This window comes from Lactococcus sp. KTH0-1S, from assembly GCF_052544945.1.
In genome coordinates, this window is sequence record NZ_CP195165.1 from 242,229 (window position 1) to 256,103 (window position 13,875).

Annotated in this window: 10 protein-coding genes and 1 tRNA gene; 8 read left to right on the forward strand and 3 right to left on the reverse strand. The window is 36.7% G+C overall.

The window, feature by feature from the left end; genetic code table 11:
• Positions 1–37: 37 nt before the first annotated feature.
• Positions 38–1,417, reverse strand: a complete 1,380-nt coding sequence (locus ACRYLU_RS01245) for a C69 family dipeptidase (RefSeq protein ID WP_445081090.1) — start codon at positions 1,415–1,417, stop codon at positions 38–40.
• A 192-nt stretch (positions 1,418–1,609) separates the two neighbouring features.
• Here ACRYLU_RS01245 and ACRYLU_RS01250 point away from each other — a divergent pair, with 192 nt between their 5' ends.
• From ACRYLU_RS01250 to ACRYLU_RS01265, 4 genes are all read left to right on the forward strand, one after another.
• The gene (locus tag ACRYLU_RS01250) at positions 1,610–2,356 is read left to right on the forward strand and encodes an ABC transporter ATP-binding protein (RefSeq protein ID WP_445081091.1); all 747 of its coding nucleotides are present in this window, start codon (positions 1,610–1,612) and stop codon (positions 2,354–2,356) included.
• Positions 2,353–3,495 carry an ABC transporter permease gene (locus ACRYLU_RS01255; protein ID WP_058204972.1) on the forward strand — a complete coding sequence of 381 codons (1,143 nt, stop codon included), beginning with the start codon at positions 2,353–2,355 and terminating at the stop codon, positions 3,493–3,495. Before ACRYLU_RS01250 ends, ACRYLU_RS01255 begins: the two co-directional genes overlap by 4 nt.
• Before the next feature lie 97 nt (positions 3,496–3,592).
• Positions 3,593–4,762 (forward strand): class I SAM-dependent rRNA methyltransferase, encoded by a 1,170-nt coding sequence (locus ACRYLU_RS01260; RefSeq protein WP_445081092.1) that lies wholly within the window; start codon positions 3,593–3,595, stop codon positions 4,760–4,762.
• Between the two features lie 190 nt (positions 4,763–4,952).
• Positions 4,953–6,875, forward strand: coding sequence for a fructose-1,6-bisphosphatase (locus tag ACRYLU_RS01265; RefSeq protein WP_195362999.1), 1,923 nt, complete (start codon positions 4,953–4,955; stop codon positions 6,873–6,875).
• Positions 6,876–6,955: 80 nt separating this feature from the next.
• Here ACRYLU_RS01265 and ACRYLU_RS01270 read toward each other — a convergent pair.
• Both ACRYLU_RS01270 and ACRYLU_RS01275 read right to left on the reverse strand, forming a co-directional pair.
• Positions 6,956–7,041, reverse strand: a tRNA-Leu gene (locus ACRYLU_RS01270).
• Positions 7,042–7,104: 63 nt separating this feature from the next.
• Positions 7,105–8,382 carry an NAD(P)/FAD-dependent oxidoreductase gene (locus ACRYLU_RS01275; RefSeq protein ID WP_003131173.1) on the reverse strand — a complete coding sequence of 426 codons (1,278 nt, stop codon included), beginning with the start codon at positions 8,380–8,382 and terminating at the stop codon, positions 7,105–7,107.
• A 141-nt stretch (positions 8,383–8,523) separates the two neighbouring features.
• Here ACRYLU_RS01275 and ACRYLU_RS01280 point away from each other — a divergent pair, with 141 nt between their 5' ends.
• From ACRYLU_RS01280 to ACRYLU_RS01295, 4 genes are all read left to right on the forward strand, one after another.
• Positions 8,524–9,351: an NAD(P)H-hydrate dehydratase gene (locus ACRYLU_RS01280; protein ID WP_445081093.1), complete on the forward strand. Its 828-nt coding sequence runs from the start codon at positions 8,524–8,526 to the stop codon at positions 9,349–9,351.
• A 150-nt stretch (positions 9,352–9,501) separates the two neighbouring features.
• Positions 9,502–9,915: a DUF1398 domain-containing protein gene (locus ACRYLU_RS01285; RefSeq protein ID WP_038598863.1), complete on the forward strand. Its 414-nt coding sequence runs from the start codon at positions 9,502–9,504 to the stop codon at positions 9,913–9,915.
• Between the two features lie 160 nt (positions 9,916–10,075).
• Complete coding sequence (locus ACRYLU_RS01290) at positions 10,076–11,911, forward strand: ABC transporter ATP-binding protein (RefSeq protein WP_445081094.1); 1,836 nt, start codon at positions 10,076–10,078, stop codon at positions 11,909–11,911.
• Positions 11,908–13,785 (forward strand): ABC transporter ATP-binding protein, encoded by a 1,878-nt coding sequence (locus tag ACRYLU_RS01295; protein WP_445081095.1) that lies wholly within the window; start codon positions 11,908–11,910, stop codon positions 13,783–13,785. Before ACRYLU_RS01290 ends, ACRYLU_RS01295 begins: the two co-directional genes overlap by 4 nt.
• Positions 13,786–13,875: the final 90 nt, after the last annotated feature.

Consider the following 13,875-nt stretch of genomic DNA (forward strand, 5'->3'; position numbering starts at 1 on the left):
ATAGTATCTAAAAAATACGGATAACCATCCGTATTTTTTAATCATTAAAATCAAAGCGAAGTTTCATGTGATTAGAACCAGAAATAACCATTTTACCAAGAAGTTCAGTTTGAGCAGTCAGAGCAATCTGTGCAAGTTTTTCGTTCACTGCTTCAAGTGATTGGTCACTTCCTTTGTCGGTTTCGTTTTGTAAGGCTCTTAATTTTGCCATTGTGTTTAGGTCAAAATTGTCTCTTTTATCGACATAGCCTTGGAAATTACTGTCTCCTAGGACAGCGGTCATTGTAGTCAACCAATACATTTTGGTTGGGTCAAAGTCGGCTTTTGTATCGCGATAACAAGTAGGGGTATCACTTACTCTAGCATAAAATGGAACAAGGCTATTGAAACTGTTAGGTCCAAAAGCAAGCCAATGAATGCCAGCAAGCTCCTTGTCTATATTATCTCGAATTTGTAAAACATGAAGTTCCAAATTACGATTGAGTCCAATTGGTCGAATCAATTTTTGTTCTGCGACACTTGAAGTTGTACTGTAAGGGTCATAAGCTGTATTTTCATAATGACTTGACATGACAAACTTAATTTCTTCAATGGAAATTTTGCGATTGGCATGGCAGATGAAAGGTAACTCTTGGTTAAATGGATCATCATTTCCTGTGGTTTCTGGAGAAAAATAGTTTTGCACATACCAAGCGCGTGGATTGTTGTAGCGCGTGTCTTTAATGGTACTTGAACCAAAAATATGACGAAGGTTATAACCATCAAAGTCTGGATTAAGCTTGTTCTTATCAATAAATTCTTTCAAACCAGTTGAATAAATCGTGTCAGAACTTTCAAAATCATACCAATCGATATTAAGACGATTAGGAGCAATAACATAAGCGTCGTCGGGGATACGAATAGCTGCCCATTGATGTCCACCTAGTGTTTCTAACCACCAAATTTCATCTTTATCAGAAAAAGCCATCCCATTTGATTCATAGGTTCCATATTTTTCTAAGAGTTGTCCCATCCGTTCAACACCCTCACGCGCACTCTGGATATAAGGGAGGGTAATTGTTGTGAAGTCTTCTTCACCAAGGCCACTTTCAACATAAGGGTCCAATCCCAAAATACGACTATTTGTTGTTGAGGTTTCTGTCGCAGTCATGGTAACATTCTCACTATTAATTCCAGCCGCTGCCCAAATACCATAGGTTGAATCCGCGTCAGGTGTGGAAGTATATGACAGAGGATTTTCTGGTAAGTCAAATTCACAAGCTGTGGCGATAGAGCGATAGTGCTTGGGTTGATTTTCAGGGTTGATGACAACAAAACGTTGGGGATTAGGTTTATCTCCACCATCTTCGTTTCGTGCAATTAAAGTTGTGCCATCTAATGAGGCTTTTTTACCGACGAGAAATGTTGTACAGGCCATATGAACTCCTTTATAAAGATATAAGTGATTTGTGCTAAGTTTCTCAAAACTTAAAGTTCTTATCATTATACTACAAAATAACTTTTATATGCAGTTTCTAAAGGGTAAAATGATTTGAGGTTCAAAAATGAAGTGTTACAATTAGTTTAACATTAAATCTAAAGAAAGTTTATGCCATTAAAGGAGAATAATATGAAATCACTGATTGCTATTAATGATATTAGTGTGAAATTTGGCGATAAGGCAATATTAGACCATTTATCCTATGAATTTGAAAGTGGAAAAATTATTTGTTTAATTGGACCTTCTGGAGCTGGGAAGTCAACCTTTATCAAAGCCATTGTTGGAATGCAAAAATTGGATTCTGGCAATGTTGAGGTTCTTGAAAGAAAAATTCCTGACAGAGAAGTATTAGGGAAATTAGGCTATATGGCGCAAGAAGACGCTTTATTTAAGGAATTGACCGGCAAACAAAATTTAGAATTTTTTGGTTCTTTGCAAGGAATCAAAAAAAAGGATTTACAAGGCAAACTGGATAAGGCAGCTGCTACAGTAAATCTGACTAAGCAGTTAAATCAATCAATTTCCAATTATTCAGGAGGAATGCAAAGGCGCTTATCACTCGCTATTGCTCTGCAAACGGATGCTCCGATTTTACTTTTAGATGAACCAACTGTTGGGATTGATCCAGAATTACGTCAAGAAATTTGGGAAGAGCTGCGAAATCAAGCAAATCAAGGGAAAACAATTTTGATTACGACACATGTCATGGATGAAGCTGAACGTTGTGATATCGTACTGATGCTTAGAAATGGTAAATTTATAGCAGAAGGTTCGCCAAATGAAATTAAGGGAAAGTATCAAGTTGACTCGGTTGAGGAAGCCTTTATTGTTGCGGGAAAAAATTTAGAGTTAGAAAATAAGGGGGCAGCGAAATGAGAACACTTGCTATCTTTAAACGAATTATGCTTCAACGGCGTGGTGACCCTAGGACGCTGGCAATGATGTTTTTAGCTCCAATCTTTATTTTGACGCTCATGTACTTTCTCTTTCAAGTACCGTCAAATACTGCTTACAGAGTGGGTTTGAAGTCTGATAATACAGAATTAACAAGAGCTTTGAAGGATATGCCAAATGATAAAGCACATCTGAAAGTGATTAGTGTTTCTGAAAATAATCGCTCAACAATGAATGAGAAAGATTTGAGTGCAATTGTTAGTATTTCGGGAAAAAATATTGATGTTAGTTATGCTAATCAGTCAAATGGAACAAGTTCTGCGATTAAGCTACTTTTAACACAAGTCATTCAAGAAAGCCAAGTTAAGGCAACTAAAGAGGAGACTAAGCAGGCTCTGCAAGATTTGATAAGTAAGTTACCTCAAACATCAGGTCAAAGTTTTTCAACAAATTTCAGGGTTGATACAAAGCAGTATAAAGTAACGAGCCACTATTTGTACGGAGATCCTAGTAGTACAAATGCTACTTTTGATGATTTAGCACCGATTTTAGTTGGAGCCTTTGCTTTCTTCTTGGTGCTTCTAATTTCAGGTATTTCATTAGTGAACGAGCGAACCTCAGGGACGCTGGGGAGAATGTTAGTCACTCCTGTGAAACGAACTGAAATCGTGACGGGCTATACTTTGAGTTATGGAATTCTTGCAATGATTCAAACAGCACTCATGGTTGTTTTTACTTATTGGATTTTAGGGGTTCATCATAACGGGAATATTGGTTGGGTCTTTGTCATTAATTTCTTTATCGCCATCATCGCTTTATTGTTTGGATTACTTTTATCCACATTAGCAAAAACAGAATTTCAATTTGTACAGATGATTCCTTTAGCGATTGTTCCCCAATTTTTGTTTTCTGGTTTGATTCCTGTGGATACGATGCCTGTCATTCTTCAAGCAATCGCTCATTGTATTCCGGTTTATTATGGAATTTCTGCCATGCAAGAGGTAGTTAAAAGAGGAGTAGGCTTCTCTGGAATCTGGTTTGATTTGCTCGTTATGCTCCTTTTTGCGGCTCTGCTCTATCTTTTGAATGTTTTAGCTTTGAAAAATGTTCGTCGGACTTAAAAATATGTTTTTGATTATATAACTACTGGATCGTCTATCTGGTGGTTATTTTGGTTTTTAAAAGAAAAAGAAAGTACTTTTTTGTTATAATTAAAGCATGAAAAAAATTACAGTACGGACAAAAGCAGCAAAGAAATTGCGGGCTGGTTATCCACTTTTGGTGGCAGAAGATTTAAATTCACCCTTCTTAGAGGATGATTTTGCACAATTTTTTGATGAAAAAGGGCAAGCGCTTGGAACAGGTTATCTTTCAAAACAAAATAAAGGAGTGGGTTGGCTTTTAGATTCTTCGTCAGTAAAAATTGACCATCATTTTTATGTTGAAAAATTTGTCAATGCACGCGCTTTACGGGCCAACTTCTATCAAGATGAATTGACGAACGCCTTTCGTCTTTTTAATGGTGAAGGGGATGGATTAGGCGGCTTAACCATTGATTTTTATAATGGTTTTGCAGTCTTTTCTTGGTACAATCAATTTATATATAGTCAAAAAAAAGCGATTATTAAAGCTTTTCAAGTCGTGTTCCCAGATATTAAAGGGGCTTATGAAAAACTTCGTTTTTCTGAGGCTGCTTTAGAAAGTCAACATATTTTTGGCCAAGAAGCGGCTGAACCTTTGTTGGTCATGGAAAATGGCGTGACTTATGCGACTTATCTAAATGAAGGATTAATGACAGGAATTTTTCTTGACCAAAAAAATGTTCGCGGGGCACTTGTGGGCGGTCTTTCAACTGGTAAAACTTTACTAAATATGTTTAGTTATACAGGCGCTTTTTCAGTTGCAGCAGCTTTTGGAGGAAGCAGTCAAACAACGTCAGTCGATTTGGCGAAACGTTCGCTTGATAAAACGAGAGAACAATTTTTGGTCAATGGAATTGAACCAGAGAGTCAAAAAATCTATGTGATGGATGTTTTTGGTTATTTTAATTATGCTAAGAAAAAAGAATTGACTTATGACATGATTGTCCTCGACCCTCCTTCATTTGCCAGAAATGGTAAAAAAACATTCTCAGTAGCTAAAAATTATGGCGACCTTGTTAAAGAAGCTGTTGAAATTTTAGAAAATAATGGGACATTAATTGCATCAACAAATGCAGCAAATGTTTCTGATAAAAAATTCCGTCAAATGATTGAAGAAGCGCTCAAAAATAAGGGAGTAAAATTTACCGTTTTCCAAGAAGAAAAATTACCAGCTGATTTTCATATTGCTGACAGCTTTCCAGAAGGAAATTATCTTAAAGTATTATTTATTAAAATCAAAAAATAGTCTGTCATTACTGACAGATTTTTTTGTCAGTAAAAATTTTACTGACAGAAATAATGATTAATTACAAATGTGAGCGCTTTACTATCTGCTTTCTATATGATAAAATGCAAGAATAAGTCTAATAATTCCCGACTTTTTTAGATAGAAAGCAGAGTGTGAATGAGGGATCGAAACCTCATTTACTTTTATTATGGATAAAAAATATTATCAATTACTAAAAAAACAGTTTTCGTCAAAGGAAGCAGTACTGACAGAAATTATTAATTTGAGTGCTATTTGTGAACTACCAAAAGCAACAGAGCATTTTATGAGTGATGTGCATGGTGAATATGATGCTTTTAATCATGTTTTGAGAAATGGTTCTGGCAGTATCAAAGAAAAACTTAGAGATTGTTTTCCAGGATTTTCTGCAACAGAAATATCATCACTTGCAACCTTGATTTATTATCCACAAGAAAAACTAGATTCTGAGTGTCAATTAAAAGAGACAGAAGAATTTGAGAACTATTGTCGAATCAATTTAGTTTATCTTTTAAAGACTGTAAAATTTGTCGGTCAAAAATATACTCGTTCAAAAGTCCGAAAAGCTTTTCCAGAAAAATTTCGATATATCTTAGAAGAGTTAATCAATGAAGTGGATTCGACGACTGATAAAAGAGATTATTTTGATTCAATCCTTTCACAATTGCAAAATTTGGGTGAATTTACTCGTTTAATTGTTGCACTTGCAGATACGATTCGCAGATTGACGGTTGACCACCTTCATGTGGTGGGAGATATTTATGATCGAGGACCTTATCCAGATAAAATCATTGACCGCTTAATAAAAATGCCCTCAGTTGATGTTCAATGGGGCAATCATGATATTGTATGGATGGCAGCTTTTAGTGGTTCACCTTTAGCCATGATGAATGTAATTAGAATCTGTGCCCGCTATGGAAATCTCGATATTCTTGAAGAATCTTATGGGATTAATTTACGGATGATTTTAGAGTATGCTGAACGTTATTATGAGCCAAGTGAGGCTTTTCAACCACGTTTGGTCGACGGGGTTCGTTTGTCAGATGATGAAAAGGCACTCCTTAATAAATTACAAGAAGCCACAGCCATTTTACAATTTAAGTTAGAGAGTCAGTTGATAAAACGCCGACCTGATTTTCAACTTGAACATCGTGACGTCCTTCATTTCATTGATTTTTCCGAAAAAACAATAAAATTGGGAACTGAAGTTTATGAATTAACTGATTTTCAAGCGCCCACAGTAAATCCTGAGCAGCCTGAAAGTTTGACCGCTGAAGAAGAAAAAATAATCAGTCATTTATTAAATAATTTTAGAAGTTCTGATAAACTTAAACGTCATGTTGAATTTTTACAAGAGAAGGGAGCCATGTATCTTTCTTACAATGGAAACTTGTTGATTCATGGCTGTCTTCCCTTACATGAAAATGGTGATTTTAAATCATTTACGGTTAACAAAGAGGCTCATGCTGGCCGTGATTTGCTTGATTTCTTTGACCAAGAGGTTAGAAAATGTCTCGCTCATCCAGAAAACTCGACGGATTTAGCTACAGATTTGATGTGGTATCTTTGGGTGGGAGAATGCTCTTCATTATTTGGTAAAACGGCAATGACAACCTTTGAACGCTATTATATCAAGGATAAGAATACGCATGTGGAAAAGAAAAATCCTTATTATCAATTGCGTGAGGAAGCTGAAATTATCAGGAAAATTTTAGAAAACTTTGGTTTAGATGAAGAGGGACATTTGGTGAATGGCCACACTCCTATCAAAGAAAAAAATGGTGAAAATCCAATCAAGGCAGATGGAAAGTTGATTGTGATAGATGGTGGTTTTGCAAAAGCTTATCAAAAGGAAACAGGAATTGCAGGGTATACTCTTCTTTATAATAGTTTTGGCATTCAACTGGTTGCGCATCAACCCTTTTCAACCGTTAAAGAAGCAGTTGAAAAAGGGACGGATATTATTAGCCTGAAACGCCTGGTAGCCGAAGTTGACCAAAGAAAACGAGTCAAGGATACAAATGTTGGCCAAACTTTGTTAAGTGAAATAGCAGATTTAGAAGTCCTTTTTGAACATTATGAGGAATTTTAAAAGTACCAGTGTTGGTACTTTTTATTTATTTTCTAAAAAAAGACAATAAAAAAACTCAGCCTTAGCCGAGTTCCTATTAGTGCGGTGGGCGGGACTTGAACCCGCACCAAGAAAATTCCCGACAGGATCCTTAATCCTGCGCGTCTGCCAATTCCGCCACCACCGCAAAACAGTACTTTAATATAGTACCATTTCTATAAAGAATGTGCAAGTCTGAGCTAGGGCTGACTTATTGTTGAAAATAAGATGCGATTTGAGCAGCGTGTTTTCCAGCAACAAAACCTGTCACAAAGGCGCAGGTAATATTATAACCGCCAGTGTATCCATTAATATCTAAAAGTTCACCGGTCATGAATAAACCTTGGGTTTGTTTACTTTCCATACTTTTTGGATTGATTTCTTTGAGAGAAACACCGCCACCGGTTACAAAAGATTTCTCAATTGGTAAAGTTTTGCTAATTGTGATTTGCCAATTTTTGAAAAGACTTGCGATTTTATCAATTTGCTGTTCAGATAGCGTCTTGGCAGAAAGACTAGGGTCAATTCCAGCTTTTTCAAGGATAAATAGGAGCATACGTTCTTGGGTCAATCCTGAGAAGGCATTTTTAATTGATTTATCTGTTTTGGAAAGGCTAGTCAGTTCATTTTTCAAAGAGCCCAACTTTTTTTCGGGGAATTGGTCTAAGCTGACTGTGACCATTTTTTCACCTTTAGCAAGAAGTTGGTTAATGAAACTTGAACAACGCAGAGCAGCTGGACCAGAAATTCCGAAATGCGTAAATAATAAATCATGCTGATGAGAGATGATTGCTTTTCCCTTAGAATTGAGTACTGAGAGTTTGATTTCGCGTAGGGAAATGCCTTGAAGACTTTTGTCTAAAATGAATGGTTCGTCAGAAATCAGGGCAGATTCAGTGGCATAAAGTTGTGAAATACTATGCCCTGCTGAGCGTGCTAAACGATAGCCATCACCAGTTGAACCTGTGGAAGGATAAGCGCGTCCGCCTGTTGAGAGGATAATTGTAGGGCTTAAAAAGCTCTCACTATCCGTTTCAAGACCAATTACCGCTCCGTTTTCAATGAGGAGCTTATCCACTGCTTGGCTTGGGAAATAAGAAACATGGAGACTCAAAATTTTATTAAAGAGGGCATCAACAATTGTTTTTGATTTGTCGGTTATAGGGAACATGCGCCCGTGGTCTTCTTCTTTTAATTTAACTCCATTGCTTTCAAAAAATTCGATAATATCAAGGTTTGAAAATTGAGAAAAGGCTGAATGAAGAAAACGACCATTTCCAGGAACATTTGTTAATATTTCGTCAACAGAACGGGCATTTGTCACATTACAGCGTCCGCCACCTGTCATTAATAATTTTTTTCCGACTTTTTTATTTTTATCAATAAGAGCAACTTTTGCTCCGTTTTGCGCGGCTGAGATGGCAGCCATCATTCCAGAAGGGCCTGCGCCAACAACGATAACGTCAAATGTTTTAGCTGATTTTGTCATGCTTTAATTTTAACATGATGTGAGCAGAAATAGGGGAAAGAGTATTGAAAAATAGTAAATTTTAAATTCAGCGAGCGATAAGGCTTTTAAATATCGATATTGGATATTGGAAATCGGTATGAAATGCGGTAAAATAGCATTATGATTGAACTGACTGATGAAATTTTAGCAAAAGTAATTAAAAAACGTAAAAAAGCTTCTTACAAAGGAACTTATGGTCGCTTATTAGTGATTGGCGGTAATCGTCAATATGGTGGTGCGGCTATTTTGGCGACGACAAGTGCAGTTTATTCAGGTGCTGGCTTAGTTTCTGTGGCACTGGCTAAAGAAAATCATAGTGCTTTACAGGCAAGACTTCCAGAAGCATTGACTTTAGATTTTGATGATTTGATAAAGCTAAGAGAAGTAGCAAAAGCTGCTGATGTTATTGTTATTGGTCCAGGATTGGGCTTAGAAAGACTAGATTTACTGACGGAAGTTTTGAATTTACTGACAGAAAATCAAAAGTTAGTCATTGATGGTTCGGCACTGACCCTTTTTGCTAGAGAGCATTTAGACTTACCATTTCCTGAAAATACGGTGTTTACACCTCATGAAATGGAATTGGAACGACTTTCTGGTTTGAAAATTGGTCAACAAACCAAAGAAGAAGTTCAAGATTTTGTTAATCAACTCGGAACGATTGTCGTTGCTAAATCTTCAGAAACACGAATTTTTGCGCCAAATCAGGAGTCATTTATCTTGAAAATAGGGAGTCCGGCTCAGGCAACTGGGGGAATGGGGGACACTTTAGCCGGGATGGTTGGTGGCTTTTTAGCGCAGTTTCATGGAGAAACAGAGGAAGTCGTTGCTGCTGCAACTTACTTGCATAGTTTAATTGCAAGCGTCTTAGCTCGGAAATCATATGTGGTCTTGCCAAGTCGATTGATTGAAGAAATTCCATTATTTATGAAAAAATATGAATGCTGATTAATTCTGTCAGTTCAATGCGACCAAGAGGGGGATTGAAGTTGGGGATAAAAAAGTTACTGACGAAAATTTCAGTCCTCCGTCAGTAATTTTTTTCTTAAAATTTTTGTTATAATTAATCATCAAAATAAATGAAGATGAGGTCAAAAGATGAATGCAATTGAACTTGTGCAAGGCGCCATGAAAAAAGCAGAGAAAATTCGTCCAAAAGTAGGTGGTTTTCCATACTTGGCTGAATGTATGCGAGAAGCTGGAGTTTTAAAAAATGTTTGGACCCTTCCTGCCGGACAAAGCACGTTTTGGACTAGTGCTGGCGTAATTAGCGTGACCAATTCACCAATAGTGAGTGGTTTTCATGAGGTGCCAGTTTTTGACCAAGAAGCTTTGATTAAGGCCTTGCGGGCTGACCAAGCTGGACAAACGACTTTTCCGGAATTCTTGAGTGCCACTTGGGAAGCTGGTGTGATTTCTTATGAAGCTGATTTTTCAGAAAGAAAAGTCACTTATCTAGGAAGTCAAGGAGAGAGCTATGTTGAGGCCTATCCAGCGGTCGAAATTCATTAAAAAGTTACTGACAGAATGATTAAAATATTTGGTAAAATTATTTACTAAATTAATCATTCTGTCAGTAACTTTTCTGTTAAAAGTGCTATAATATTTGAATGCAAACTAAGAAAAATAAAGAAAAACTACTAAGAGTAGTTTCTGGAGAAAAGAGGAAATTATGCTAACGATTGGAAGGAGATATTTAAATTTTTGGCCTGTATTTTGGGCACTTTTTTTGTTAGTTATTCAAGTTGTGACTAATCTTTGGCTTCCAACGATTACAGCGGATATTATCAATAAAGGCATTGGTCAATCTGATATGAAATATATCTGGTTTATGGGTCTAATCATGCTTTTCGTTTCTCTGGCCAGTTGGCTTTCGGCAATTGGAAATGTTTATTTTGCTTCTAAACAATCTCAAGGATTGGGACTGAAATTACGCCATGATTTATTTAAGAAAGTTTTATTTATGGACGAGCGCAATTTTCAGGAATTTGGTGATGCAACTTTGATTACACGTACAACAAATGATGTGACTCAATTGCAAAATGTCTTTCAAACGATGTTACGAATGATGCTCATGGCGCCAATGATGCTCATTGGTTCTATTTTCATGGCTTGGAAATTATCACATGATTTACTGCTGGTTTTTTTGATTGCCTTGCCTATTTTAACTTTGGCTGTCATTATTAATATTGCTATTTCCATGCCACGATTTCGGTCAATGCAAACAAAAGTTGATAAAATTAATCTGATTTTTCAACAAGGCTTGACTGGTGTTCGGGTAATTCGTGCTTTTAGACGAGACCAATATGAAATTGATAAATTTGATGAGGCTAACCGTGATTTGACACATACCAGTCAAGTGGTTTTGACGACGATTGCGATGTTAATGCCAATTATGACAGTTATTCTTAGTTTTACAAATATTGGAATTGTTTGGTTTGGCGCTCATCTTATCAGTAAAAATATGATGGAAATGGGTTCATTAGTTGCCTTTTTGACCTATGCCACACAGATTTTGATGTCATTTATGCAATTATCAGCAGTTGCTGTCATGGTGCCACGAGCTCAGGTTTCAGCTGTTCGAGTTCGAGAAATTTTAGAAACTAAAGATAAAATTACTGATGAAAATTCGAGCATATCCGTAGAGGCGCTAAAGTGCCAACGGCTATCCTCTGACGGAAATGATAAGTTGTCTGAAAGTAATTCTGTCAGCAATGCTCTAGCTCTTAATCATGTGTCTTTCAAATTTGATGAAGCAAAAAGACAAGCGCTAAGTGACTTGTCAGTAAATGTAGCAGCTGGTCAGACCTTAGCAATTATTGGGGGGACTGGTTCTGGTAAATCAACGATTTTGAATTTGATTGCCAGATTAATTGACCCAACAAATGGAAGTGTCACAATTGATGGTACTGATATTCGCCAAATTTCACAGTATGACTTGCATGAAAAAGTTTCTTTTACGCAACAAAAAGCTCAACTTTTTTCGGGAACTGTCCGCTCGAATCTTCAATTTGGGAAAAGTGATGCAACAGATGAAGAAATGTGGCAAGCTTTGGAAATTGCACAAGCTGCTGATTTCGTTCGTGAACAGGGTGGACTTGAGTTGGCGGTCGAACAAAATGGCGCAAATTTCTCTGGTGGTCAAAAACAAAGAATTTCGATTGCTAGAACCTTGATTAAAGAGGCAGAAATTTATCTATTTGACGATTCATTTTCGGCCTTGGACTTTGCTACTGACAGACAATTACGAACAGCTATTAATCATTCGGTAAAACATAAAAATAAAATCAAGGTGATTGTGGCTCAAAGAATCGCAACCGTTATGTCAGCTGACCAAATCTTAGTTTTAGAAAATGGAATTGCCGTAGGACTTGGTACTCATGAAAGTTTGGCAAAATCATGTCCGCAATATCAAGAAACAATGCAATCTCAACTCTCGGATGATGATTTGGTCAAGATGGGTGTTTCAATTGCACATTTGACCGCCAGAGGAGGTGATGACCAATGATGAGAGGAAATTATCTCAATCGAGGTGGCAAAGGGGCTGGCCGTTTTCAAAAAGGTCGGCGAGCTCAAAATTTCTTTCCAACGATTATTCGACTGTTCAAATATATGCGCAGAGATTTATGGGGACTTCTTTTTTCAATTTTAATTGCTTCGCTGTCAGTCATTTTGTCGGTTCAGGCACCCAAAATTTTGGGAAATGCAACCACAGTGATATTTGATGGCGTAACAAAAAGTCTAAAAAATCATACCGCAATTCAAATTGACATGGCTAAGGTCGAATCTATTTTGCTTTATGTCATGGTCATTTATCTGATTTCATTTATCTCTGGGATTTTGCAACAAAGCATTATGACACGCATTTCGCAACGAACAGTTTATACTTTACGTCGTGAATTTAAAAACAAAATGAAAAAATTGCCAGTTTCATATTATGATAGCCATAGTCATGGGGATATCATGAGTCGAATGATAAATGATATGGATAATATTTCAGGGACTTTAAATCAAACTTTGATTCAGCTAATCACAAGTCTTTTGCAATTTGTTGGAACTATTTATTTCATGTTGACCATTTCTTGGCAGTTGGCACTCGTCGCCTTTATCACAGTTCCTTTGGCAATGATTACGGTAAGGATTGTCGCACCTTTATCGCAAAAATTCTTTGCTGAACAACAAAAAAATCTGGGATTATTGAATGACCAAATTGAAGAAAATTATGCAGGGCATACGGTCATTAAAACATTTAATCATGAAGCCTCAGCTGAAAAAGAATTTGCAAAAAGAAATGATAATTTTTATAAATCAGCTTGGAAAGCTCAATTTGTATCGACTTTGATTTATCCAACCATGCGATTTATCAATAATTTAGATTACTTAGCCATGGCCGTAATTGGTGGTCTTAAAGTTATTTCAGGGGCGGTTAATCTCGGAGATGTTCAAGCCATGTTGCAATATACCAATCAATTTGCACAGCCAATCACAAATATCTCGAATATGCTTAATACTATTCAGGCTACAGTTGCGTCAGCCGAACGAATTTTTGAAGTATTAGATGAAAAAGAAATGACTGACGGAATTCCTGTCAGTGAAAAAGTTGCTGACAAAAGTTCAAAAAATGCTGTCAGTAATTTAGAAGCGACTGACAAGACTGATTTCATCAATTTTGACCAAGTTGCATTTTCTTACAATGAGAATCAATCCTTAATGACAGACGTAAATTTTTCCGTTGAAGTTGGGCAAATGATTGCCATTGTGGGACCAACAGGAGCAGGAAAAACAACAATGATTAACTTGCTCGAACGATTTTACGATGTCACTTCGGGAAATATTTTACTTGAGGGAAAAGACATTCGCGAAATTGACCGTGAACAATTACGTGGACGGATGGCAATGGTTTTACAAGAAACCTGGTTGTTCTCAGGGACAATTATGGATAATTTACAGTATGGTCGTCTTGAAGCAACACAAGAAGAAGTGATTCAAGCAGCTAAAATGGCACATGCTGATGAATTTATCACCACTTTACCTCAAGGTTATCAAACTCTTTTGAATGAAGCCGCAAGCAATATTTCTCAGGGTCAAAGGCAGTTATTAACCATCGCCCGTGCCTTTTTAGCAAATCCAGAAATATTGATTTTGGATGAAGCCACCTCCAGTGTAGATACAAGAACGGAGCGCCTGATTCAATCAGCGATGAATCGTTTATTAAAAGGGCGGACAAGCTTTGTTGTTGCTCACCGCTTATCAACTATTCGTGATGCCAATCAGATTTTGGTTATGGAAAATGGAAATATTGTGGAAATGGGAAACCATGAAAGTCTCCTTAAAGAAAATGGATTATATGCCAGCCTTTATAATTCACAATTTGCAAAATAAGATATCAAAAAAAATCAGTCAAATTATTGATTGATTTTTTCGCGTATTAGGAGCCTATTTTGTTATAATGAGTTAAAAACAAGAGAGAAG